A 24,237-nucleotide genomic window follows, 5' to 3' on the forward strand; every position below is an offset into this window, starting at 1 on the left:
ATGATGGAAGCTTATTACCAATAAGTTTTTCAACGTAGGTGATTTAAAAAATTACCAAACTTGATTTTGCGATAGGAAATGGGTCCACTCATGCAAGATGTTGCTGACGCATTGCGTCTTGACACAGAACTGTCCGCTGACAGTGCAGCGTATATCGAAGAACTTTATGAACAATATTTAACATCGCCTGATTCAGTTGCAGAAGACTGGCGTCAGTACTTTGGCCGGTTTCCTAAAGGTGATCAACCTCACAGTAATGTACGTGAGCAATTCTTACTTCTGGCACGCAACTCTGGACGTGCTGTTCCAATGCAACAATCAGAAGTCAGTACTGAACACGAACGTCGTCAAATTGCTGTACTACAGTTGATTGCTGCTTATCGTAATCGTGGTCACCAGAAAGCCAAACTTGATCCATTAGGTTTGGCTAAACGTGAAGACGTACCAGATTTAGCATTGGAAGCACATGGTTTATCAAAATCTGATTTAGATACTGTATTTAATGCCGGTAATCTTGCGATTGGCAAGGCAGAAACGACATTAGGTGATATGGTATCTACAATGGAGGCAATATATTGCAATTCCATTGGTGCTGAATACATGCACATTGTCGACACAAAAGAAAAACGCTGGATCCAACAACGGTTGGAAGGCGCAAAAGGGATTTTTGGATTTACGGCAGAGCAGAAAAAACATTTCTTAGAACGCTTGACTGCTGCCGAAGGTTTAGAAAAATATCTCGGAAATAAATATGTTGGTGCAAAACGTTTTGGTGTAGAGGGTGGTGAATCCTTTATTCCAATGATGAACGAACTGATTCAACGTGCAGGTATTGTTGGATGTAAGGAAGTTGTCATTGGTATGCCACACCGTGGTCGTTTAAACCTTTTGGTTAATATTATGGGTAAAAACCCACAGGATCTTTTTGGTGAATTTGAAGGTAAGGCTTTAAATAAAAAAGGTTCCGGTGATGTGAAATATCACCAAGGTTTTTCGAGTAATGTAATGACTCCAGGTGGAGAAGTTCATTTGGCATTGGCATTTAACCCATCACATCTTGAAATCGTTGGGCCTGTGGTTGAAGGGTCAGTTCGTGCGCGTCAAGTACGTCGTAAAGATATTGGTGGTGATGATGTGTTACCAGTGATTGTGCATGGTGATGCAGCATTTGCTGGTCAAGGTGTCAATCAAGAAACTTTCCAAATGTCACAAACCCGTGGTTACACAGTGGGTGGAACGGTTCATATTATCGTGAATAATCAGGTCGGTTTCACTACATCAGATCCTCGAGATTCCCGTTCTACGGAATATTGTACTGATGTAGCCAAAATGATTCAGGCGCCAATTTTCCATGTAAATGGTGATGATCCAGAAGCTGTAGTTTTTGTGACTCAATTGGCACATGATTTCCGTCATACTTTCCGTAAAGATGTGATCATCGATTTGTTCTGTTATCGCCGCCGTGGTCATAATGAAGCTGATGAACCGGCTGGAACACAGCCGATCATGTATCAAAAAATTGCCAAACAGCCAACGACCCGTACCTTGTATGCAGATCGTTTGATTGCTGAAAGTGTTATTGATCGTTCCAGTGCTGATCAAATGATTGAAGACTATCGTACCGATCTTGAAGCAGGCAACCATGTTGCCAACGCATTGGTACGTAAGCCAAATACATCATTGTTTGTAGACTGGACACCTTATCTGGGTCATGAATATACTGATGTCTGGGATACTACATTTAGTATTGATCGCTTGAAAGAGTTAGGACAAACTTTGGCCAAGTTGCCTGAAGGTTTTGTCATGCAGCGTCAGGTTGCCAAGGTTGTAGACGACCGTCTGAAAATGCAGACTGGCGAAGTACCATTAAATTGGGGTGCAGCTGAAACACTGGCTTATGCAACGATATTGGATCAAGGACATTTGGTTCGTATTTCTGGTGAAGATGTCGGACGTGGTACATTCTCACATCGACATGCCAAATTACACAATCAAGTAGATGGTTCAACCTATATTCCTTTATGTAATATCAAGGAAAATCAACCTCGCTTTGCCATCTGGGATTCCTTACTTTCAGAAGAAGCTGTTTTGGCCTTTGAATATGGCTATTCAACAACAGTTCCAAGTAGTTTGATCATTTGGGAAGCTCAGTTTGGTGATTTCGTGAACTGCGCACAGGTTGTGATTGATCAATTTATTTCCTCCGGTGAAACGAAGTGGGAACGCCTTTGTGGTTTGGTTATGCTTTTACCACATGGTTTTGAAGGTCAGGGCCCTGAACATTCATCGGCCCGTCTTGAGCGCTTCTTGCAATTATGTGCAGAAGACAATATGCAAGTATTAACACCAACAACACCTGCACAAATATTTCATGCATTACGTCGTCAAGTGATTCGTCCAATTCGTAAACCAATGATTGTGATGTCACCGAAGTCATTGTTACGCCATAAATTGGCAACTTCTACATTGGAAGAATTGGCGGATGGTACGTTCCAGACGGTTATTGACGAAATCGATCCAATGAATAAAACAGATGTAACACGCTTGGTACTGTGTGGTGGTAAGGTCTATTATGACCTACTTGAAAAACGCCGTGAGCTTGGTCTAAGTAATACAGCAATTGTGCGTGTTGAACAACTTTATCCATATCCGAAACAAGTACTGGATTCTTTGATTGAAAGTTATCCAAATCTTAAGAATGTGGTATGGACACAGGAAGAGCCAAAAAATCAGGGTGCCTGGTTGTTTATGGCACCTAAACTTTATGAAGACCTTTTACCACTGGGTAGAAATATTCAAATCAGTTATGCAGGTCGTGAAGCATCCGCAGCGCCTGCTTGTGGTTCACCTTATTTGCATGCAAAACAACAAGCTCAACTTGTGCATGAAGCGTTGGGCGTTCAGGTTGAAGAAACAGGAGATAATTCATAATGGCAACTGAAATTAAAGCACCGGTATTTCCAGAGTCGGTTGCTGACGGCACCATTGCAACTTGGCATAAACAGGCTGGTGAATCTGTATCACGTGATGAAGTGATTTGTGATATTGAAACAGATAAAGTGGTTTTGGAAGTTGTAGCTCCTGCTGATGGCGTAATTAGTAAAATTGTAAAAAATGAAGGTGACACAGTACTTTCTGCTGAAGTGATTGCTGAATTTGAAGCGGGTGCTGCGGGTCAAGCTGCATCCGGTGCAGATAATACTCAGGCCGTCAATAATACGGAAACTGTTGCACAAGCTGCTGCAAAAACTGAAGCAGGCGCAGCACCTGTTGTTGAGCGTGACAATGTACAGGATCAGGCACCAGCTGTTCGTAAAGCCCTAACAGAAAAAGGAATTAACGCAGCAGACGTACAAGGTACAGGACGTGGTGGTCGCATTACTAAAGACGATGTGGTTAATCATCAAACTAAACCAGCTGCTACACCACTAAGCGTTGCGGTAGGTGAGCGTGTTGAAAAACGTGTACCAATGACGCGTTTACGTAAACGTGTTGCGGAGCGTTTATTATCAGCAACACAAGAAACAGCAATGTTGACCACATTCAACGAAGTAAACATGAAGCCAATCATGGAACTTCGTAAACAATATAAAGATCGCTTTGAAAAACGTCACGGTGCCCGTCTAGGCTTTATGTCGTTTTTTATTAAAGCCGCAACAGAAGCTTTAAAACGTTATCCTGCGGTAAATGCCTCTATTGACGGTGATGATATTGTTTATCACGGTTTCTATGATGTTGGTGTAGCTGTATCCAGTGATCGTGGTTTGGTTGTTCCAGTATTACGCGATACAGATCGTATGAGTTATGCAGAAATTGAAGGTGGTATCGGTGCTTATGCTGCCAAGGCACGTGAAGGTAAACTAAGCCTTGAAGATATGACTGGTGGTACATTCACGATTACTAATGGTGGTACATTTGGTTCATTATTATCTACACCAATTATTAATCCACCACAAACTGCAATTCTGGGTATGCACAAAATTCAGGAACGTCCAATGGCAGTCAATGGTCAGGTAGAGATTTTGCCAATGATGTATCTTGCATTATCTTACGATCACCGTTTAATTGATGGTAAAGAAGCAGTTGGTTTCTTGGTAACAATCAAAGAGTTACTTGAAGAACCTGCTTCATTATTGCTTGATCTATAATAAACAATTACGCATTTAACCATTTTTATTTTGAGCATGAGCGACCCTCTTGCTCAAAATCTAGGAGATAAAAATAATGTCTCAACAATTTGATCTTGTTGTGATTGGTGGTGGACCTGGTGGTTATGAAGCAGCAATTCGTGCTGCACAGCTTGGTTTTAAAGTTGCTTGTATCGAAAAACGCATTCATAATGGCAAACCATCTTTAGGCGGTACGTGTTTGAATGTGGGGTGTATCCCATCTAAAGCTCTGCTTGACTCTTCCCATAAATATGAAGCTACCTTACATGAACTTGCTGATCATGGTATTAGTACAGGTGAAGTGACTTTTGATTTAGAAAAGATCCTTGCACGTAAAGATAAAGTTGTAGATAACCTGACTGGTGGCGTTGCCGGATTATTAAAAGGCAATGGGATCGAATGGTTGCAAGGTACAGGTAAATTACTTGCAGGTAAAAAAGTTGAATTCACCCCATTTGAAGGTGAAACTCAGGTTTTAGAGCCAAAATATGTGATTTTGGCTTCTGGTTCTGTACCTGTAAATATTCCTGTTGCTCCAGTAGATGAAGATTTGATTGTTGATTCAACTGGTGCCTTAAAATTTCCTGAAGTTCCAAAACGTCTTGGTGTCATTGGTGCAGGTGTAATCGGTCTGGAATTAGGATCTGTTTGGCGCCGCTTAGGTGCTGAAGTTGTAGTATTTGAAGCACTTGATAGTTTCCTTGCGATTGCTGATAAAGCTTTGTCCAAGGAATATCAAAAAATTCTGACTAAACAAGGTCTGGATATTCGTATCGGTGCTAAAGTTTCTGGTACTGAAGTAAATGGTCGCGAAGTCACTGTAAAATATAATCAAGCTGGTGAAGATAAAGAACAAGTTTTTGATAAAGTTATTGTTTGTGTGGGTCGTAAACCTTACACAGAAAGCTTATTGGCCGAAGACTCTGGAATTAAACTTACAGAACGTGGTTTTGTTGAAGTGAATGACCAGTGTTTAACTTCGGTTGAAGGTGTTTATGCGATTGGTGATTTGGTACGTGGTCCAATGCTTGCACATAAAGCAATGGAAGAAGGTGTTATGGCTGTTGAACGTATTCATGGCCATGCAGCACAAGTCAATTACGATACTATTATTAGCGTAATTTATACTCATCCAGAAGCAGCATGGGTTGGTTTGACAGAAGAACAGGCAACTGAAAAAGGTCATACAGTTAAAACTGGTCAATTCCCATTTGCGGTAAATGGTCGTGCTTTAGCCGCTGGTGAAACAGCTGGTTTTGTTAAGTTTGTTGCTGATGAAAAAACTGATCGTTTACTAGGTATGCATGTAATTGGACCGGGTGCTTCTGATATTGTGCATCAGGGCATGATTGCAATGGAATTTGTGTCTTCTATTGAAGATTTACAATTAATGACTTTTGGTCATCCAACTTATTCAGAAGTTGTGCATGAAGCTGCATTGGCTGTAGATGGCCGTGCAATTCATGCAATTCAACGTAAACGTAAAAAATAGACTTTACTAAGCTAAAGTCGTATTGAAAGTGGCAATCTTTTGTAATAAAGGTTGCCACTTTTTCTTTGTCATCATAAGATGAAATTGCACAAAAAATGTGTGAATAAGCGTTGGTTTTAAATCTTGCCAAGATACAGCCGTGATACGTAATTAATTGGCAACAGTGTATAAGATTTAATTCATAACAAAATTCAATATATGTTTCATCATATCCGATAACAGCGTATATAGGGACGAGGCAAAGGAAAATATGAATTTACATGAATATCAGGCAAAAGCATTATTAAAGCAATATGATATCCCAGTACAACAAGGTATTTTGGCAACAACTGCAGAAGAAGCTGCTTTGGCATTTACTCAGCTTGATGGTGGGTTTGCAGTTATTAAAGCGCAGGTTCATGCTGGTGGACGGGGTAAAGCTGGCGGGGTAAAAGTTGTTAATTCAAAAGAAGAGGCTGCTCAGGTTGCCCAGCAATTATTAGGAAGCAGATTGGTTACTTATCAAACTGATGCACTAGGTCAGCCAGTAAATAGTGTATTGATTTGTCAGGATATTTATCCTGTGCAACGAGAATTATATTTGGGTGCAGTGGTGGATCGTGCTTCTCGCCGTGTGACCTTTATGGTATCAACAGAAGGTGGTGTAGAAATTGAAAAAGTTGCAGAACAAACACCAGATAAAATCATTAAAATTACTGTAGATCCATTGGTCGGTTTATTACCTTTTCAGGCGAGAGAGGCAGCATTTTCTTTAGGTTTACAGGACGAACAAATTCATCAATTTGTAAAAATCATGACAGGGGCTTACAAGGCATTTATAGATAATGATTTTGCCTTATTTGAGATTAACCCTTTATCCATTCGTGAAAATGGTGAAATTCTTGCCGTGGATGCCAAGGTGAGCATTGATTCCAATGCTTTATATCGTTTACCTGAATTGGCTGCACAACGTGATACTACACAAGAAAATGAACGGGAACTAAAAGCCTCAGAATTTGAACTGAATTATGTTGCATTAGAAGGAAATATTGGCTGTATGGTCAATGGTGCTGGTTTAGCTATGGCAACTATGGATATCATTAAATTGTATGGTGGACAACCCGCAAACTTTCTGGATGTAGGTGGGGGCGCGACGAAAGAGCGAGTTATTGAAGCTTTTAAAATTATTTTGGCTGATCATTCGGTAAAAGGTGTATTGATTAATATTTTTGGTGGAATTGTACGATGTGACATGATTGCCGAAGCCATCATTGCAGCAGTTAAAGAAGTTCATGTCAATGTACCAGTAGTAGTGCGATTGCAGGGGAATAATGCAGAACAAGGGGCAAAATTATTAAAAGAATCTGGCTTAACATTAATACCTGCAAATGGTTTAGCCGATGCAGCAAATAAAATTGTCGCAGCAGTAAATGAATAAGGAGAATAAACGTGAGCATATTAATCAATAAAGATACTAAAGTTCTGGTGCAGGGATTTACGGGCAAAAATGGTACTTTCCATTCAGCACAAGCTTTGGATTATGGAACAAAAGTCGTGGGTGGCGTAACACCGGGAAAAGGTGGCAGTATTCATTTAGAATTACCAGTATTTAATACTGTAAAAGATGCTGTTAAAGCAACTGAAGCTGATGCATCGGTGATTTATGTGCCTGCGCCTTATGTTCTGGATTCTATTATAGAAGCAGTGGATGCAGGTATTGGTCTGATTGTAGTCATTACGGAAGGTGTTCCCACATTGGATATGCTCAAAGTAAAACGTTATCTGGAATCAAATGGTCATGGAAGTAGGGTAATTGGTCCTAATTGTCCGGGCATTATTACACCTGGCGAATGCAAAATTGGGATTATGCCAGGGCATATTCATACCCCTGGTCGTATTGGTATTATTTCCCGTTCAGGAACTTTAACCTATGAAGCAGTTGCACAAACGACACAGCTTGGTTTAGGCCAATCTACCTGTATTGGTATCGGAGGGGATCCGATTCCGGGAATGAATCAAATTGATGCATTAAAACTTTTTCAGGCTGATCCTGATACAGATGCCATTGTATTAATTGGTGAAATTGGTGGTACTGCAGAAGAGGAAGCAGCAGAATTTATTCAATCTGAAGTCACTAAACCTGTTGTTGGTTATATTGCTGGTGTAACAGCACCTAAAGGTAAACGTATGGGGCATGCTGGCGCTATTATTTCCGGAGGCAAAGGTACCGCAGAGGAAAAATTTAATGCATTTGAACGTGCTGGCATTGCTTATACACGTAGTCCGGCAGAAATTGGAGCAACGATGTTAAAAGTTTTACAATCTAAAGGTCTAATATAGACATAAATTTTTGCAAAGAACCCTATGATATGGGGTTCTTTCATCTTAAAATAACAAAAAATAGAAGCTAATAGTAGATCATGTCTTTTTTGAAAAACTTGGGTAAAGAATTAAAGCAAATCACAGATGAATTTGAACAAAGTGAAAACTTACAAAACTTTATCTTTAAATATGAACCTTTTGAGCACGAACAAGTACAAATTCTTGTTGCCAAAGCTTATTTGATGGTTTTGTCAGATAGTTGTGAATATCCTGAAGAAAATTTTAGTTCTGAATATTTTATACAGCATTTTAAACAGCATACTGTATTAGAGATTCAACTGATTGTTTTACAGGCAATGTTAATTAGATTAAAACAGCATGCAAATGAAAAAAGAGCACAGTTTAATGACTGGTACAATGAATTGATTGAATATGCTGAACAATTTTCTCAAGATAATTATCAGGTTATTGATACATTAATCGAAGTTTATAGTTATAAGGCACAAAATTTAAGTGGAAAAGATCCATTTAAGGTTCATTATTTTTATCATAAAATTATACAGCTCTCTAAAAAAAATTTGAGTAATGAAAATTATGAATTGGTTTTTCAGGCAGAGCAGAAAATTTTCCAATTTTATTTATCTCGTCAGCAATTATCAGCTTTCAAACAAAGCTATTATGCAATCAATGCACATTATTTAAGTAATCATCAGACCGATATTACTTCTGCTTTAAAGCAGAATACAGCAATTTTTTTACAGTTCTGGTTAGATGTACAAAAAGATCAAAATCCTTTTTTACATCCGGAAATTAGGCAATTTTTGCAATACCTTCATATTCAGGATGACTTGAAAAACTTGATTTTACAGCCAGAGAATCAGCGACAATATCAGTTTATATTCGAATTATGCTATTTATTTTGGCTTATTCAATATGAAGAAATTTCTGAAAAATACTGGTTTGTATTATTAAAATATCACCAAACATTGCAAGATTATCAATCTTTAATTGATTCGTTTTGGTTTGATCAGCCACAGCGTAGACATGGTTTTCAAAGCTTTTTAATCGATTCAACTGATAAATATCATAGTTTGAATAAATATAGAAAAATGTTTAACACCTCATTAGGAAAAAATAATCTTTAATAAAGCTTGGAACATATTAAAAATTAAGTCAATCAATTAGAAGTTGAAGACTATATTAAATTGAATCTCAAAGTATAATCTGATGCAATAACTTGTTATTTATAGGAAGTATCCTATTAATATTTATAAATTTTTGTTTAATATTTCACGAGGTGTGATCCCAAAGGCTTTTTTAAATGCATGACTAAAATGTGAAAAATCAGTAAAGCCATAATCTAAAGCTACTTGCGACACACTCCTAACATTGCCAGATCGTAGAGCATTATGACTGGCATTGAGGCGTTCTGTCCAAATGACGGACATAATCGTTTTTTGCTTTCGTGCAAATGCACGCGTAACTGTACGTATAGAAACGTGATGATACTGCGCAATATTTTCGATGCAGAGTTCTGGATCACATAAATGTCTTTGGATGTAGTTCATAATTCGTGCGTATAAGTCACGTTCTACGCCTATTTGCTTGATGTCTTGCATTTCAAGACTAAGAACCAATAAATCCAAAGCAGTTTGTGAAAAACGTTCAGACAAGTTTGGATGTTCTAAATGGAGTGGTGACATCACAGCTTGGCGTAACATCTCGCGTAATGGGATGACACCCGGACGAGTTTCATCCAAAATCATTGCAGTAAATTTTTCGATGTTTGGCAAGCGATGCTTTAACAAATGGCGTGGAATACGCATCAGATGGTTTTTTTGTCCACCAAGACTAAAATTAAACGTTTGTGCTGCATCATAGAGCACCAAGCTATTATCAATTAATTTTGAATTTCTGCCATTTTGGCTGAGTTCGCCATAACCTTGTTCCATAAAGCCTAACCATAAATCTTCATCAGGTCCTGTGCGAAGATGTTTCGCCGTTCTTTCCCAATGGTGCATATTTGCCGAAATGGTGCAAACATCAATTAATCCAACATTTCGAACGATGAGCTCACCATTAAAATCAAAAGGATTTTCGGGTTGACTGGCTGCTGGAATACAATGGCGTAAAACAACATCATTCCAGTATTCAAATCGCTCAGGTGCTTTAATATCTTGGGTTGAATATTGAATGTTATGTTTACTTTGCTGTGGATTCATGGCTATACATTCCTGCAAGATAATTGCATAAAAAATGATTTGCTGTGAAATTTAAGCAATAAATATACCAATATTTAAATTTCATATCGGAGATCTTTGAATATGCTGACCTGATATAACTCAAAAATTAATTGAATAATTCATATTGTTATTTTTTCTAAATTAAAATTTATTTAATAGGCGAGATTAATTTCTTATATAAATCCTGCAAAAAAATATGCATAAAAATTAAATTGATTGATATCTGAAATATAAAAATCTTGACCGTGGCAGCCAAAAGGTTGTCCATTTCGACCAAGTCAGTCCATAAAACTTCCGTAATATAAAAAGCAAGGAACGAGATGAAATATTGAGTTATCAGCATTGTGGTACCGCATGATGAGTTGGTTTTTCATTTTTAATTATCTTTTTTCATCGCTGGCATGACATTGATATTTTCAGATATGCGGGAGAAAACCAATGATTTCCACAACACGACAATATAACGTAATTTCCACTGGTATATCTGTCTGTACATTATGTTTTATTACAACATCTACTTATGCAGTTGATCTCAATTCGCAAGATCTTATTCCTGCTCCAGCTGGAACCAATGCAGTTCTAGGATATATGACTTATGCCACAAGAGATAGTTTTGCAACCAGCAATGGTACACAAATTAAAAATAATACGGAATTAAAATCTTTAGTCGGTATTTTTCGGTATGTCCATTACATGGATATTGGCGGATATATTGTTGCACCACAGGTTTTATTGCCATACGGTGGGCTTTACGATGGTTCTCTAAATAATACCCACTTAGACTCAGGCACAGGTGCTGGTGATCCTATTTTTGCAGCACCTGTATGGCTCATTAACACTTCCAAAACTAATTTTGCTGTAGTGCCTTATTTATATGTTCCAGTAGGTGCTTATGATGCAGGGCGTACACTCAATGTCGGTGAAAATCGCTGGAAATTTAATTTACAACTTGGCGGAACGCAGCAACTTGGTTCTGGATTTTCTACACAAATTTCTGCGGATGTGATGTGGTATGGCGACAACAAGGATGCAACAGGTAATGATGTTGGTCTGCTAGAACAAGATCATACTTATCAATTTCAGGGCTGGCTCACTTATACACCACCTCTTGACAAAACATGGACACTCGCTGCTGGTTACTCAAAGTACTGGGGTGGTAAGCAAACATTAGATGGAATCGAAAATGGTCAAATGACAAAAGTTGATCAGATACGTTTGGAATTATCTAAATTTGTTGCACCGACTATTCAGCTTCAGGGACAACTTCAGCGTGATCTCAAAGCAGAAGGTGCTTTTAAAGAAGATTTACGTGCCACATTGCGCCTCATGAAAGTATTTTAATCTTTAATTTTTAAGAAATTTTTATAAACCACATGGTAAAGAACGGTGCTCGGAAAATGGGAACAACTCATCTTCCATCAAATGTAGTTTAATCGGAGAAAACGGCTATGAACGAACATCAGGTAACAATAGAGCAAAAACCTTCCTTATATGAACGTCTTGGTGGATATGATGCCATTTATGCGTTTGCTGGTGAGATCTTAAAAGTATGTATGCAACACCCTGATATTGGTCATATCTGGGCACATATGTCGGAATCAACATTTCAGAAAGAACACATAAATTTTGTGGATTTTCTATGCAAACACTGGGGTGGAAACACTGTATATCGTGGACGGGATATGGTTACAGCACATAAAGGTATGGGGCTAACCGAAGTGCATTGGAAGGCTGTGTTCGAATGTATTGATCAGTGTTGTGATAACTATGATGTTGCACCAGATATTCGTGAAGAAGTGACAGCTTTTCTTGCCAAATTTAAACCTGCGGTTATTGGTAGTCCTTCTTATCGTGATGTGGTACTTGCTCACCCAGAAATGGATGTGACTAAAGGAATGAAAAGTGTTGGGGTTCACTGGCCTCAAGTTCGTAAAGCTGTCGAAGATGAAAAATAAATTTGCCAATCTTGCAACAAACATTCAGCTAAATAAATGATTGTTAATTAATAATTTTTAATTATCAAGTTCATTATTAAGCCATCAAATTGATTGAAACAGTAGATAAGGAAAATATCATGACAATCAAACGCCCTACAACTACACAATTGTTAGATATTGCCAGTCGTTTGCATATTCAATTGACAGATGCTCAAGCCGAAGAATATCTGGCAATGATGCAAGCAAATTTTGATGCATACGATCAAATAGATGCATTACCTGATGAAATACCAGAGGTGAAATATTCACGTGATGCTGGTTATCGACCAAATGTAGAAGAAAATCCACTGAATGCATGGTATTACAAAAGTAAGGTAACAGGTGCTTCAACAGGTAGATTATCTGGATTAAGTGTTGTCCTGAAAGATAATGTGGCATTGGCTGGTGTACCGATGATGAATGGTTCCAGTACACTGGAAGGTTTTATTCCTGCCTATGATGCGACTATTGTGACGCGTATGCTGGATGAGGGTGTCACCGTTCTTGGTAAGGCCACATGCGAACATTTCTGCTTGTCGGGGGGAAGTCATACTTCCGATCCTGCACCGGTGCATAATCCACATCGCCATGGCTATAGCGCAGGTGGTTCATCTTCTGGTAGTGCCGTATTGGTTGCCAATGGTGAAGTGGATCTTGCGATTGCCTGTGATCAAGGTGGTTCAATTCGTATTCCTTCCTCATTTTGTGGTGTATATGGCTTAAAACCAACGCATGGTCTGGTGCCTTACACAGGCATTATGCCAATAGAAAATACCATAGATCATGCAGGTCCAATTAGCCGTAACGTCCGTGATAATGCATTGTTACTTGGTGTACTTGCAGGTCATGATGGATTAGATCCACGGCAATATACAGTCAAGACAGATGATTATTTATCCTATCTTAATCGAGGTGTCAAAGGCCTAAAAATCGGTATTGTCAAAGAAGGTTTTCAACTCACAAATATGGATGATCGTGTAGCAGAAAAAGTCCGTTCCGCCGCAAAAAAAATTGAAGAATTAGGGGCGATTGTCGAAGAAATTTCATTACCGGAACATTATCTAGCAGGCGCACTATGGACACCCATTGGTTGCGAAGGTCTGACCGCTCAAATGATGCATGGCAATGGCATGGGCTTTAACTGGAAAGGTCAATACGATATTGGCTTACTAGATAAACATAAGGACTGGCGCCAACAAACAGACAAATTATCACCAACGCTGAAAGTCTGTATGTTTGTCGGGCAATACGGTATTGAACAGTATGCTGGAAAATACTATGCAAAAGCACAGAATATTGCCCGCCGTGCCCGTGCTGCCTATGATCAAAAATTGGCAGAATACGATTTATTACTAATGCCAACAGTGCCCATCGTTGCACAACCCTTACCAGATCAAAATAGTTCACTTACAGAATATATCAGCAAAGCTTTTGAAATGATTGGTAATACCGCTGCACAGGATATTACTGGTCATCCCGCCATGTCGGTGCCGTGTGGTGTGGTCGATGGATTACCTGTCGGCATGATGTTAATTGGTCGTTATTTTGCTGAAGGTACGATTTATCAGGCCGCAGCAGCATTTGAATCCGCAGTTGATTGGCATGATTGCTAATCATAAAACCCAACCGGCAACAATGAAATTTTAGGCATAACCCAATCATTGTTGCTGACATTTCTCTACCAAGGAGCGTTTTGCATGAATACATTTGCCTCAAAACTATCTAGCTCTACCCCAGGCGAGAGAGCGAGAGCATTATTTAAAGTGCTGAGTGATAAAAATCTTATTCCTGAAGGATTTATTGAAGGAATAACCGATTTGATGGAAAACAAATGGGATCCGGCAAACGGTGCACGTGTTGTTGCAAAGGCATGGACAGATCCTGAATATCGGGCCTTGTTATTGCGTGATGGAACGGCTGCATGTGAACAGTTTGGCTACACAGGACCACAGGGTGAATATATTGTTGCACTCGAAGATACACCAACAGTAAAAAATGTGATTGTTTGCAGCCTGTGTTCCTGCACCAACTGGCCTGTACTTGGCTTGCCACCGGAATGGTATAAAAGTTTTGAGTACCGTGCGCGTTTGGTTCGTGAAGGTCGTACCGTGCTAAAAGAATTAGGCACAGATCTTCCCGATGATATCACCATTAAAGTCTGGGATACCAGCGCAGAAACACGCTATCTGGTTCTTCCAATGCGCCCGGCTGGTACAGAACATCTGACTGAAGAAGAGTTGCAAAAACTTATCACCAAAGATGTATTGATTGGTGTGTCGCTTCCCCTCGCTGTTTAAATATTTTTTTGATCAATTCAGATTTATCATATCAAGGAGAATGATTATGGATGGTTTTCATGATCTCGGTGGTTTTCAGGGTTTTGGGGCAATTGACCATACAATTAACAGCAAAAGCTATAAACCAGTTTTCAAGGAAGACTGGGAACATTTGGCGTACAGTCTGATGTTTCTGGGTGCAGCACATCTAAACAAATTCAATATCGATCAGGTGCGTCATGCAGTAGAGCGCATTGGTGTACGACAACATGTCGGTACAAAATATTATGAACGCTACATCATTGCGACTGCAACATTGCTGACTGAAGCCGGTGTAATTACCCAGGAAGAACTGGATGATGCATTAGGTTCGCATTTTAAATTAGCCAATCCCAATCACGCTACCGGTCGTCCAGCTATTGGCGATCGTCCTGCATTTGAAGTGGGCGATACAGTCACTGTGCGTGATGAATATGTATCCGGTCATACTCGTGCGCCGGCTTACGTCAGAGGAAAAACCGGTGTGGTTCTACACCGTACCACAGAAAAATGGCCTTTTCCTGATGCTATAGGACATGGTGATCAAACTGCATTACATCAGCCAACCTATCATGTTGAATTTCCCGTAAAAGAGTTATGGGGCGATGCTGCTGATGATGGCTATGTCATCGTTGATTTATTTGAAAGTTATCTCGATAAAGTGCAAGCCTGATTTTTATAAAGCATCTTTTGGACATGAAATAACGTGATAAGGAAAACGAAGTGATGACAGCACAATCCGCTAAGATATTTGATGAAAGTTATACACGTATTCCAGTGACAGTATTATCTGGATTTCTGGGATCAGGTAAGACCACGCTATTGAATTATATACTGCGTAATCGTGCAGGCATAAAAGTGGCTGTGATTGTCAATGATATGAGTGAAATCAATATTGATGCAGATGATGTGCGTCGTCATGTAGAACTTCATCGTGGCAGTGATCAATTAATTGAAATGAGTAATGGCTGTATTTGCTGTACTTTACGTGCTGATCTGCTTGAGCAGGTCAGTACACTGGCACAGCAAGCACAATTTGATTATATCTTAATTGAATCAACAGGTATTTCCGAACCCATGCCGGTAGCAGAAACATTTGCATTTCTGAATCAGGACGGTTTTAGTCTGAGTGAACTGGCACGTCTGGATACAATGGTCACCGTCGTCAATGGTGAAACTTTTGAAGACATGTTGAAATCAACACAACATATTGAAACACAAAATGAAAATAATAAAGTTGTTGAGCGTAAACTTTCAGATTTATTACTGGATCAGGTTGAATATGCCAATGTTATCCTCGTCAGTCGTTTTGATCTGATCGGAGAAGAAAAATTTAATCGTCTTGCTGTGATTTTGGCGCAACTCAATCCATCGGCAGAAATTTTACCCATACAACATGGTGTAATTGATTTGCCTGTTGTATTAAATACGTACAAATTTGATTTACTAAGTTTGTTAAAGTCACCTGGTTGGATGCAGCATATAGATGAGCAGGAAATCCACTCTGAATCAGAAACCTATGGTATTTCATCATGGGTATATCGGGAACGAGTACCTTTTCATCCGCAGCGATTATATGCATTTTTAAATCAGCCATGGACCAATGGTACATTATTGCGTGGTAAAGGATATATCTGGCTGGCGCATCGTTATCCGGATATTGGTATGCTGGTACAGACCGGTGGGAAATTTGAATGGGGCTATGTTGGTCGGTGGTGGCGTTTTTTAGCACAAAATGAATGGCCACAGGATGACTATCGCCGGCAGAGCATTTTGGAAAAATGGCATGAGCAAGTAGGCGATTGCCGTCAGGAAATGGTTTTTATTGGGCAAAATATTCAATGGGTTCATTTGCAACAACAACTAGATCACTGTTTACTGACTGTAGACGAAATTGAAAAAGGGCCAATATTCTGGCAAAGTTTAACCGGAATAGACGAATTTGAAGCTCATGTTAATGCGCCATAATGTATATTGAGTCCAAATTTTTTTAAGTAAAAACATTGATTAAATATTTAGAGTGATTGTTATATTTCAGACAAAAAAATACGCAATGATTGGGGTACTCATTGCGCAGAATAAAAGAGTAAATACTTACTAACTTATAATAAAGTCATTATGTATTGAGAATTAAAATCTGTCTTTAGTAAACAGGTAATCTAATGTAAAAATGGGTAATTAATGTAATTAAATTACCCATTTACTTACATAACATCATTTTTCTAGAAGCGGAACAATCCCAATCCTGCTTTTACTTCTTCCAGCGTTTGCTGTGTCAAGCGGCGACTTTGTTCAGTTCCTTCACGCAATACATCCATAACGTAACCAGGATCTTTAGCCAGTTCATTACGGCGTTCCCGAATTGGCGCAATTAAATCTTTAAGTACACCTTCCAGACGTTTTTTGACGGTGCCATCACCTAAACCACCACGGCGATAATACGCTTTGAGTGCTTCAACTTCTTCTTTATCCGGATCAAAAGCATCTAGATAAGTAAATACAATATTACCCTCTACTTGTCCTGGATCTTCAATACGCAAATGATTGGGATCGGTATACATGGCGTTAACTGCTTTTTTAATGTCTTTATCAGATGCATCCAGCACAATAGTGTTTCCAAGTGATTTGGACATTTTTGCCTTACCGTCAAATCCTGGTAAACGTCCAACATTAGACAATAAGGCTTTACATTCTGGCAATATATCCTGACCGATTTGTCGATTGACGCGACGTATCAATTCATTGGTCTGTTCAATCATTGGGATCTGGTCTTCCCCAACAGGAACAACGGTTGCTTTAAATGCAGTAATATCTGCGGCTTGTGACACCGGATAACATAAAAAACCGGCCGGAATGTCGCGTTCAAAACCACGCATCTGGATTTCGGATTTGATGGTTGGATTGCGTTCCAGACGAGCAACGGTCACAAAATTCATGTAATAGCTGGTTAGTTCAAATAGCGCCGGTAAACAGGATTGTACACAAATTGTGGTTTTGCTTGGGTCAATACCAACGGCAAGATAATCCAGTGCAACCTGAAAAATATTACGTTGAACTTTTTCCACATTGTCGGCATTATCAGTAAGTGCTTGTGTATCTGCAAGTAATATATATTGTTGATGGGAATCCTGTAAACCTACACGGGTACGCAAGGAACCGACAAAATGCCCCAGATGTAATTGTCCTGTAGGACGGTCTCCTGTAAGAATAATCGGGCGTTCTACCGTTTGATTCATACCTTTTCCTATTTACTTTAAATGGTTTTTAATGCTTAAGCATTGTAATTATACTTTTTCAGAAAACCTAGCTATTCTTTAGACACAAAACTAAAAATGATAAAAAATATCCAATTGATTAAAATAAAATGATTAACTTTGCAAAGAGCCTTATCATAATGAACAAGTATATATTGGTTGGCTTTATTCTATTAATATGCTGGAGTGTTGCTCAAGCTGGTAATCTTGATCAGGCAAATCAGACTAGATTATCCACCGAGGGTTCTTCTGGAAGTACAGTTCAGGCCGTGCAATGGATAGAAAGACCCTTAGGTTATGCTTCTCATCCCACGCAAGTAATCGTGGTGTCACCAAATGTTGGTGTAATCTATCAGCCACCATCTCAAGTGCATTATCAGAAAACTGAAGAGATTACTTTGCCTTATGGTGGGACATATCGTAGAAGTATTGAATACCTGCCACAGCAACCTTCTGGTATTGAGTTACGTCCGCAACCATTACCACCTCGGATCATTATTCAGCAAGGGAAGTACGCCCAACATTAAAAAAATGATAGGAATGTTTTAAATAACTGTTTTTTAATTAAAGATTTGATTTTACAATAACTACTGATATTAAAAGGAATCATATATGGCAAGCAGTTTATTATTGCTGTTGGATGATATTGCAACTGTACTGGACGATGTGGCACTGATGAGCAAAGTTGCTGCAAAGAAAACAGCAGGCGTTCTCGGTGATGATCTGGCATTGAATGCACAACAGGTCAGTGGCGTAAAGGCTGATCGTGAATTATCTATTGTTTGGCGCGTAACCAAAGGCTCATTGCTAAATAAAGTCATTTTGGTACCGTTGGCCATGCTGATTAGTTGGTTTGCTCCCATATTGGTGACGGTTTTGCTGGTTATTGGCGGATTGTTTTTAAGTTATGAAGGTGTTGAAAAAATTATTCATAGCTGGCATCAATATAAGAATCCAGAGCATGATTCATCTGCACAGATAGAACAGGAATTAGCCAAGAATGAAAATGACATAAACAAATTCGAAGATGAAAAGGTAAAGGGAGCCGTTCGTACCGATTTTATTTTATCTGCTGAAATTGTTGTGATTGCTTTAGGTACAATGGCAGCAGCAACACCTTTCATGACTAAATTTAGTGTGTTGGCATTGATCGCTCTGGTTATGACCATTGGTGTTTATGGTCTGGTAGCAGTGATAGTAAAAATTGATGATTTTGGTTTATATCTTATTGAAAACAAAACTGGATTTTTGGCAAGTATTGGCCGTGGTTTGTTAAGTTTTGCACCATTGTTAATGAAAACCTTATCTATTGTGGGTACTGCTGCCATGTTCCTTGTCGGTGGTGGGATTATCAGTCATGCTATTCCTTTTATTCATCATGCCACTACAGATGCAGTAGAGTGGTCTGCACATTTGCCAACAGTGGGTACTTTCTTTGGTCCGATTACATCCATGTTAATGACTTTTGTGATTGGTGCGATTGCAGGGCTTATGGTCGTAATTGTTGTAAAACTTTTGAGTAAAATTTTTGGTAAATCTTTTGCCTGATTTTAGCTTTTTGTCATTGTTGGAGAATAATAATGCGTTGGAAAGGTCGTCGTGAAAGCGACAATGTAGAAGATCATCGGGGTGGCGGTGGTGCAAAGATTGGTGGAGTAAGTATTATCGGTCTGGTGGTGGCTTTTGTGGCATGGAAATTTTTTGGTGCTGATCCCACAACAACTTATCAGGCCACCAAACAATTGACAGAACAGCATCAAACAACGACAGCCGAACCTACACAACTCACAGCAGATCAACAAGAAGCCAAACAATTTGTTGCAACAGTTTTGGCAGATACCGAAGATACCTGGTCACCGATTTTTCAACAATTGGGTGGTACATATCAGGCACCAAAGCTCAGGCTTTTTTCTGGATCAGTACAATCGGCATGTGGTGCAGCAAGTTCTGCTATGGGACCTTTTTATTGTCCTGCAGATCAAAAAGTTTATATTGATACACAATTCTTTCAGGATATGCGTAGTCAGATGGGAATTTCTGGTGAACAAAATCAGACAGAATTATCCAGAAAAGATCAGGCGGGTGATTTTGCCATGGCATACGTGATTGCCCATGAAGTCGGCCATCATGTACAAAATTTATTGGGAATTTCATCTAAAGTTAATCAGATGCAGTCGCAAGCAAATCAAGCACAGGCTAATCAACTTTCAGTAAAACTCGAATTACAGGCAGATTGTTTTGCAGGTTTATGGGCGAATAAAAATCAGCAGCGTACACAATTTCTGGAACAGGGCGATATTGCAGAAGCAATGGATGCTGCAGAAAAAATTGGTGATGATTATTTGCAGCGTAAGGCACGTGGAGAAGTTGTTCCAGATAGTTTTACCCATGGAACAAGTGCGCAACGCCAGCGTTGGTTTGAGAAAGGTTTTCAAACGGGCGATATTCAGCAATGTGATACATTTAACGCCAACACTTTATAAGTGATGGCGTTTTTTTATTTAAGAATAAAATGTTTAATAGATTAATATCTAAATTTATATGCTAACTTATAATAAAACTTGAAGGAAATAGACGAGCAAATCAAATTTAGTGCAATGATAACAGTAAAAAATTAGTACACCTTATAAGGTCTAGCCACATTTCATTCATGACATGAATCGTCAATAAGCCTTATATAGAACTTGTATTTTGAGTTTGATGAGTTATGAGTAAAGTAATTATTGACCAGTCTTATAAAAGAAAAATTCATCGTAGCTTTTTGTTGCGAATGTTTATTATGCGGCAACTGGGAACATCACTTTGTTTTTTAAGTATTTCCTCTGTATTGGTAGAAATGAATTATCCATCATGGGTATTATTTTTATTAGGGGTAAATGCATTGTTATGGCCATCTATTGCTTATTTTTGCAGTAGTAATCACCCATATCCGATAAAAACAGAATATCGTTTACTCAGTTTGGATGGATTGGCTGCTGGAGTATGGGTTGCCGTGATGGGATTAAGCCCGTTTCCATCATTAATTATTCTGGCAATTCTACTGGCTGATCGTTATGCCGCAGGCGGATTACGCTTATTGAAAAATGTGGTAATTACACTTACTCTAGGATTTTTTGTCACATGGATAATTCTGGGATTTCCGATAAATTTTAAATTTCAACCACATACTGTATTGATGACACTACCATTAGCAACAATTTATTTATTGGCTTTGAGTGTGGTATTAAGACAAATCTTTGTCACTTTAGAGCAAAAAACTAAAGAACTGGAACAATTGGCTTTAACCGATACCCGTTTACAGATTGCCAACCGTCGGCATTTTGAAAGTTGTATAGAAGAAATCTTTAATCAGGATAACAAGAAACGTCATACTGCTTATCTATTAATTATTGATATTGACCATTTTAAACGCGTCAATGATAACTATGGTCACGAGATCGGAGATGCCTTATTAATGACGATCTCAACAATTATTCGTAAAACCGTGAATACACATGATATTCCGGCAAGATTTGGTGGTGATGAATTGGCAATTATTGCATTTAGAAATAATGTGATGGACATTAAATATTTAGCAGAAGAAATTTTAAAACAAATTCATTTGGTGAAGTTGGAAGGTCACGATTCATTTTATTTGAGTGCCAGCATTGGAATTGCACCAGTAGGCGATGTGGCAACCAGCAGTGAGTGGTTTCGTAAAGCAGACCAAGCTTTATATCATGTAAAACGTTCTGGACGAAATGGTATTTTTATTAGTCAGTGATTTATCCAACTCAACAAATCTAATCAGGAAAGATTATAATCAACAACGAAATAATTTGCAGAAAAGGCGTTGTAATGAAAATAATTGCCGATGAAAATCTGGCGTATGTGGACTATTTTTTTTCTCAATTTGGAGAAATTAAAACCCATGCTGGTCGAACATTACAAAAACAGGATTTAATAGATTGTGATGCTTTACTGGTTCGCTCTGTGACCGCAGTCAATGCAAATTTATTAACACAAACCCCTGTACAATTTGTAGGTAGTGCTACCATTGGTACAGATCATATAGATATTGCATATTTGAATGCCAGACAGATCAGTTGGGCAAATGCAGCCGGATGTAATGCGCAGGCAGTTGCAGAATATGTGATTACAGCTTTACTTAATCTAAAACCCGCATTAATTGACGCAGGTCAAAAATTTTGTCTGGGCATCGTAGGATTAGGAAATGTTGGTCGCCGTTTGGCTCAATTGGGCCAACAATTAGAATGGCAGGTGATTGGATATGATCCATTTGTGCAGAACAGCCAAGTTGAGCAAGTTGAATTCACAGAATTATTACACCGAGCAGATGCGGTTTCTATTCATGTTCCTTTAACCAAAGTGGGACCGCATGCAACCCAGCATTTATTTAATCAAAATGTTTTAAATCAACTAAAACCCCATACTATTTTAATTAATAGTGCCAGAGGTTCAGTGGTAGTTGAACAGGATTTGATACAAGATATTGAAAAAAATCACAGACAAGTAGTTCTAGATGTATTTGAACATGAGCCAGTGATTTCTCAGCGATTATTACAATTATTGGCAATCGCAACGCCACATATCGCGGGTTATAGCCTGGAAGGTAAGGCCAGAGGAACGCAAATGATTTATCAAGCTTTTTGCCAAAAGTTTGATCAGCCAGCCGATAAAGATTTTACAACTCAGTTGCAATCATGCCCGTCATTTTTTAAAAATCAGAATTTTAAACAAGCATTGATACAAAATTTAATGAATTTATATGATATTCAACGGGATAATGACAATCTTCATGCTTGTATAGAAAATGGCTTGGTTAACCAGCAGGCTTTTGATCAATTGCGTAAAAATTATCCTTTACGTCGGGAGTGGTCAGCTTATGGAGCATAAGCCTATGCATTTTCAACCGACATGCGATATTGATGCATTGAAAAAACGTGCACAAATGTATGCGCGTATTCGTCAATTTTTTAATGAACGTGATGTTTTGGAAGTAGAAACACCGATTCTCTCTCAGGCTGCCGTGACGGATGTCCATTTGGCATCCATAGCCGCTAGGCGTCATGTTCAGGGACACGTACAAATACATTATCTACAAACCTCACCTGAATTTGCCATGAAGCGTTTATTAGCCAGTGGCAGTGGGGCAATTTTTCAAATCTGTAAAGTTTTTCGTGATGATGAACATGGACGTAAACACAATAGTGAATTCTCCATGTTGGAATGGTATCGGCCAAATTTTTCACTCAAGGATTTGATGTTCGAAACAATGGATTTACTTAATATTTGTTTGCAGGAACGTTTTTCATCCCTGCGTCCAATCATTTTAAGCTATAAACATGCCTTTCAGGATCGTTTGGACATTAATCCATTACAAGCCAGCTTAAACGATTTAAAAGATTGTGCCCGTCGTGTTGGTTTAAATATTGATCTCGGCGAAGATCGTCTGGCATATATGGACTTGCTGTTTTCACATTTTGTAGAACCCAGTTTAGGTTTTGATACACCTGTTTTTCTAACTGATTTTCCACCGGAAATGGCATCACTGGCTAAGATAAAAATGGATGAAGATGGCGAACGTGTTGCTGCCCGATTTGAAGTGTATATTGAAGGGCTGGAACTGGCTAACGCCTATGACGAACTGGTGGATGCCGATATTTTACGTCAGCGATTTATTGAGGATAATCAGATACGTCTGACACAAGGGCTAGTGGAAATGCCAGTAGATCAACGTTTATTGGCTGCGTTACCTGATATGCCAGCTTGCTCAGGTATTGCTCTAGGGGTGGATCGCTTACTGATGATAGCAATGAACACTTTGCAAATTGAACAAGTGATTGCTTTTCCTGCGCAACATGCCTAAAACAGTTGAGTTGATTGTATTTTCAATCAACTCAATACATTTAAATCTTTAATAATTGATCAATGACGTTTTGGTAATGAATCTGGATATCTTCAGCAAGTAGGGTATATGTGTTATCAAATTGCACCATTGGATAACCTTCTTTCCAGAATGGAAAAGCATCATGCAGATCTTTACTGACAATAGCATCATCAAACACGATACTTTGAGTTATTAACAATAGAATCTGGGCCGTTTCTGCACCATCAATGGCTGGATAATCAATTCCATGCTGCTTTAGAATACGGGTACGATCTTTTTTGAAATGTAATTTTTTACGTTGACCTGCATGCAAGTTAAAGCGTAATGCAACAGCATCTGCAAGCGCTTCTTCAAAACTTTGATTAAGCTCGACCAATGCGCGTTTAAAACTTTCTTGCCGTTGAGCTTTATTGCTACGTTGTAAAAGTTGAGTAGCAGATTGAGTTAAATCTGTTTGTTTTAAAATCTGCAATTGGGATAATAATGCAGAATTAATTGGATGAGAATCTAAAGACATAAAATGTTTCCTGAAAGTTAAGACTATTCTAACTTTCTATGCAATACAAATATAGCCATCTTAATAAAATAACTTGAATT

At 38.7% G+C, this 24,237-nt stretch carries 21 protein-coding genes; 18 read left to right on the forward strand and 3 right to left on the reverse strand.

What is annotated here, in order from left to right; translation table 11 throughout:
- Window positions 1-90: 90 nt before the first annotated feature.
- The 6 genes from F4V57_RS13830 (at window position 91) to F4V57_RS13855 (ending at window position 9,107) form a co-directional block, all read left to right on the forward strand.
- Complete coding sequence (locus F4V57_RS13830) at window positions 91-2,931, forward strand: 2-oxoglutarate dehydrogenase E1 component (protein ID WP_070068773.1); 2,841 nt, start codon at window positions 91-93, stop codon at window positions 2,929-2,931.
- A complete protein-coding gene (gene odhB / locus F4V57_RS13835; RefSeq protein WP_070068745.1) occupies window positions 2,931-4,148 on the forward strand; it encodes a 2-oxoglutarate dehydrogenase complex dihydrolipoyllysine-residue succinyltransferase in 1,218 nt (405 codons plus the stop codon). The genes F4V57_RS13830 and odhB overlap by 1 nt, the downstream gene beginning before the upstream one ends.
- A gap of 76 nt (window positions 4,149-4,224) precedes the next feature.
- The gene (gene lpdA, locus F4V57_RS13840; RefSeq protein WP_070068746.1) at window positions 4,225-5,661 is read left to right on the forward strand and encodes a dihydrolipoyl dehydrogenase; all 1,437 of its coding nucleotides are present in this window, start codon (window positions 4,225-4,227) and stop codon (window positions 5,659-5,661) included.
- Between the two features lie 250 nt (window positions 5,662-5,911).
- Window positions 5,912-7,078: an ADP-forming succinate--CoA ligase subunit beta gene (sucC, locus tag F4V57_RS13845; protein ID WP_070068747.1), complete on the forward strand. Its 1,167-nt coding sequence runs from the start codon at window positions 5,912-5,914 to the stop codon at window positions 7,076-7,078.
- A gap of 11 nt (window positions 7,079-7,089) precedes the next feature.
- Window positions 7,090-7,980: a succinate--CoA ligase subunit alpha gene (gene sucD / locus F4V57_RS13850; protein WP_070068748.1), complete on the forward strand. Its 891-nt coding sequence runs from the start codon at window positions 7,090-7,092 to the stop codon at window positions 7,978-7,980.
- Between the two features lie 80 nt (window positions 7,981-8,060).
- Window positions 8,061-9,107, forward strand: coding sequence for a hypothetical protein (locus F4V57_RS13855; RefSeq protein ID WP_070068749.1), 1,047 nt, complete (start codon window positions 8,061-8,063; stop codon window positions 9,105-9,107).
- Between the two features lie 123 nt (window positions 9,108-9,230).
- Here the strand turns inward: F4V57_RS13855 and F4V57_RS13860 are convergent, their stop codons facing one another.
- The gene (locus F4V57_RS13860) at window positions 9,231-10,184 is read right to left on the reverse strand and encodes a helix-turn-helix domain-containing protein (RefSeq protein WP_070068750.1); all 954 of its coding nucleotides are present in this window, start codon (window positions 10,182-10,184) and stop codon (window positions 9,231-9,233) included.
- Between the two features lie 459 nt (window positions 10,185-10,643).
- Here F4V57_RS13860 and F4V57_RS13865 point away from each other — a divergent pair, with 459 nt between their 5' ends.
- The 6 genes from F4V57_RS13865 to F4V57_RS13890 all read left to right on the forward strand — a co-directional run bounded on the left by F4V57_RS13865 (window position 10,644) and on the right by F4V57_RS13890 (window position 16,464).
- Window positions 10,644-11,546 carry a transporter gene (locus tag F4V57_RS13865; RefSeq protein ID WP_070068752.1) on the forward strand — a complete coding sequence of 301 codons (903 nt, stop codon included), beginning with the start codon at window positions 10,644-10,646 and terminating at the stop codon, window positions 11,544-11,546.
- Between the two features lie 107 nt (window positions 11,547-11,653).
- Window positions 11,654-12,160 (forward strand): group I truncated hemoglobin, encoded by a 507-nt coding sequence (locus tag F4V57_RS13870; RefSeq protein ID WP_070068753.1) that lies wholly within the window; start codon window positions 11,654-11,656, stop codon window positions 12,158-12,160.
- A gap of 119 nt (window positions 12,161-12,279) precedes the next feature.
- Window positions 12,280-13,794, forward strand: a complete 1,515-nt coding sequence (locus F4V57_RS13875) for an amidase (RefSeq protein ID WP_070068754.1) — start codon at window positions 12,280-12,282, stop codon at window positions 13,792-13,794.
- An 84-nt stretch (window positions 13,795-13,878) separates the two neighbouring features.
- Complete coding sequence (nthA, locus tag F4V57_RS13880; protein WP_070068755.1) at window positions 13,879-14,478, forward strand: nitrile hydratase subunit alpha; 600 nt, start codon at window positions 13,879-13,881, stop codon at window positions 14,476-14,478.
- Between the two features lie 46 nt (window positions 14,479-14,524).
- Entirely contained in the window at window positions 14,525-15,169 is a 645-nt protein-coding gene (gene nthB / locus F4V57_RS13885) for a nitrile hydratase subunit beta (RefSeq protein ID WP_070068756.1), read from the forward strand.
- 53 nt (window positions 15,170-15,222) lie between these two features.
- A complete protein-coding gene (locus F4V57_RS13890; RefSeq protein WP_070068757.1) occupies window positions 15,223-16,464 on the forward strand; it encodes a GTP-binding protein in 1,242 nt (413 codons plus the stop codon).
- 254 nt (window positions 16,465-16,718) lie between these two features.
- Here F4V57_RS13890 and trpS read toward each other — a convergent pair whose 3' ends face one another.
- Window positions 16,719-17,732 (reverse strand): tryptophan--tRNA ligase, encoded by a 1,014-nt coding sequence (trpS, locus tag F4V57_RS13895; protein ID WP_070068758.1) that lies wholly within the window; start codon window positions 17,730-17,732, stop codon window positions 16,719-16,721.
- A 158-nt stretch (window positions 17,733-17,890) separates the two neighbouring features.
- Between trpS and F4V57_RS13900 the strand changes: the two genes are divergently transcribed.
- The 6 genes from F4V57_RS13900 to epmA all read left to right on the forward strand — a co-directional run bounded on the left by F4V57_RS13900 (window position 17,891) and on the right by epmA (window position 23,619).
- The gene (locus F4V57_RS13900) at window positions 17,891-18,277 is read left to right on the forward strand and encodes a hypothetical protein (RefSeq protein ID WP_070068759.1); all 387 of its coding nucleotides are present in this window, start codon (window positions 17,891-17,893) and stop codon (window positions 18,275-18,277) included.
- An 85-nt stretch (window positions 18,278-18,362) separates the two neighbouring features.
- Window positions 18,363-19,298, forward strand: coding sequence for a DUF808 domain-containing protein (locus F4V57_RS13905; RefSeq protein WP_070068760.1), 936 nt, complete (start codon window positions 18,363-18,365; stop codon window positions 19,296-19,298).
- A gap of 32 nt (window positions 19,299-19,330) precedes the next feature.
- Complete coding sequence (gene ypfJ / locus F4V57_RS13910) at window positions 19,331-20,233, forward strand: KPN_02809 family neutral zinc metallopeptidase (RefSeq protein ID WP_070068761.1); 903 nt, start codon at window positions 19,331-19,333, stop codon at window positions 20,231-20,233.
- A 224-nt stretch (window positions 20,234-20,457) separates the two neighbouring features.
- Window positions 20,458-21,513 carry a diguanylate cyclase gene (locus F4V57_RS13915; RefSeq protein ID WP_070068762.1) on the forward strand — a complete coding sequence of 352 codons (1,056 nt, stop codon included), beginning with the start codon at window positions 20,458-20,460 and terminating at the stop codon, window positions 21,511-21,513.
- Window positions 21,514-21,587: 74 nt separating this feature from the next.
- Window positions 21,588-22,646, forward strand: coding sequence for a 4-phosphoerythronate dehydrogenase (locus F4V57_RS13920; protein ID WP_070068763.1), 1,059 nt, complete (start codon window positions 21,588-21,590; stop codon window positions 22,644-22,646).
- Between the two features lie 4 nt (window positions 22,647-22,650).
- The gene (gene epmA, locus F4V57_RS13925; RefSeq protein WP_141729202.1) at window positions 22,651-23,619 is read left to right on the forward strand and encodes an EF-P lysine aminoacylase EpmA; all 969 of its coding nucleotides are present in this window, start codon (window positions 22,651-22,653) and stop codon (window positions 23,617-23,619) included.
- Window positions 23,620-23,659: 40 nt separating this feature from the next.
- Here epmA and F4V57_RS13930 read toward each other — a convergent pair whose 3' ends face one another.
- The gene (locus tag F4V57_RS13930) at window positions 23,660-24,157 is read right to left on the reverse strand and encodes a hypothetical protein (protein ID WP_070068765.1); all 498 of its coding nucleotides are present in this window, start codon (window positions 24,155-24,157) and stop codon (window positions 23,660-23,662) included.
- Window positions 24,158-24,237: the final 80 nt, after the last annotated feature.

The sequence above is a fragment of the Acinetobacter qingfengensis genome, assembly GCF_008693185.1.
Classification (GTDB): Bacteria; Pseudomonadota; Gammaproteobacteria; order Pseudomonadales; family Moraxellaceae; genus Acinetobacter; species Acinetobacter qingfengensis.

What these genes read in the sequence shown, in the direction of transcription:
- sucC (WP_070068747.1), top strand. Translation starts at nt 5,912, where the DNA reads ATGAATTTACATGAATATCAGGCAAAAGCATTATTAAAGCAATATGAT.
- epmA (WP_141729202.1), top strand. Translation starts at nt 22,651, where the DNA reads ATGCATTTTCAACCGACATGCGATATTGATGCATTGAAAAAACGTGCA.
- F4V57_RS13920 (WP_070068763.1), top strand. Translation starts at nt 21,588, where the DNA reads ATGAAAATAATTGCCGATGAAAATCTGGCGTATGTGGACTATTTTTTT.
- F4V57_RS13860 (WP_070068750.1), bottom strand. Translation starts at nt 10,184, where the DNA reads ATGAATCCACAGCAAAGTAAACATAACATTCAATATTCAACCCAAGAT.
- ypfJ (WP_070068761.1), top strand. Translation starts at nt 19,331, where the DNA reads ATGCGTTGGAAAGGTCGTCGTGAAAGCGACAATGTAGAAGATCATCGG.
- F4V57_RS13830 (WP_070068773.1), top strand. Translation starts at nt 91, where the DNA reads ATGCAAGATGTTGCTGACGCATTGCGTCTTGACACAGAACTGTCCGCT.
- F4V57_RS13865 (WP_070068752.1), top strand. Translation starts at nt 10,644, where the DNA reads ATGATTTCCACAACACGACAATATAACGTAATTTCCACTGGTATATCT.
- F4V57_RS13890 (WP_070068757.1), top strand. Translation starts at nt 15,223, where the DNA reads ATGACAGCACAATCCGCTAAGATATTTGATGAAAGTTATACACGTATT.
- F4V57_RS13875 (WP_070068754.1), top strand. Translation starts at nt 12,280, where the DNA reads ATGACAATCAAACGCCCTACAACTACACAATTGTTAGATATTGCCAGT.
- F4V57_RS13905 (WP_070068760.1), top strand. Translation starts at nt 18,363, where the DNA reads ATGGCAAGCAGTTTATTATTGCTGTTGGATGATATTGCAACTGTACTG.
- lpdA (WP_070068746.1), top strand. Translation starts at nt 4,225, where the DNA reads ATGTCTCAACAATTTGATCTTGTTGTGATTGGTGGTGGACCTGGTGGT.
- F4V57_RS13915 (WP_070068762.1), top strand. Translation starts at nt 20,458, where the DNA reads ATGAGTAAAGTAATTATTGACCAGTCTTATAAAAGAAAAATTCATCGT.
- F4V57_RS13855 (WP_070068749.1), top strand. Translation starts at nt 8,061, where the DNA reads ATGTCTTTTTTGAAAAACTTGGGTAAAGAATTAAAGCAAATCACAGAT.
- odhB (WP_070068745.1), top strand. Translation starts at nt 2,931, where the DNA reads ATGGCAACTGAAATTAAAGCACCGGTATTTCCAGAGTCGGTTGCTGAC.
- F4V57_RS13930 (WP_070068765.1), bottom strand. Translation starts at nt 24,157, where the DNA reads ATGTCTTTAGATTCTCATCCAATTAATTCTGCATTATTATCCCAATTG.
- trpS (WP_070068758.1), bottom strand. Translation starts at nt 17,732, where the DNA reads ATGAATCAAACGGTAGAACGCCCGATTATTCTTACAGGAGACCGTCCT.
- nthA (WP_070068755.1), top strand. Translation starts at nt 13,879, where the DNA reads ATGAATACATTTGCCTCAAAACTATCTAGCTCTACCCCAGGCGAGAGA.
- F4V57_RS13900 (WP_070068759.1), top strand. Translation starts at nt 17,891, where the DNA reads ATGAACAAGTATATATTGGTTGGCTTTATTCTATTAATATGCTGGAGT.
- F4V57_RS13870 (WP_070068753.1), top strand. Translation starts at nt 11,654, where the DNA reads ATGAACGAACATCAGGTAACAATAGAGCAAAAACCTTCCTTATATGAA.
- nthB (WP_070068756.1), top strand. Translation starts at nt 14,525, where the DNA reads ATGGATGGTTTTCATGATCTCGGTGGTTTTCAGGGTTTTGGGGCAATT.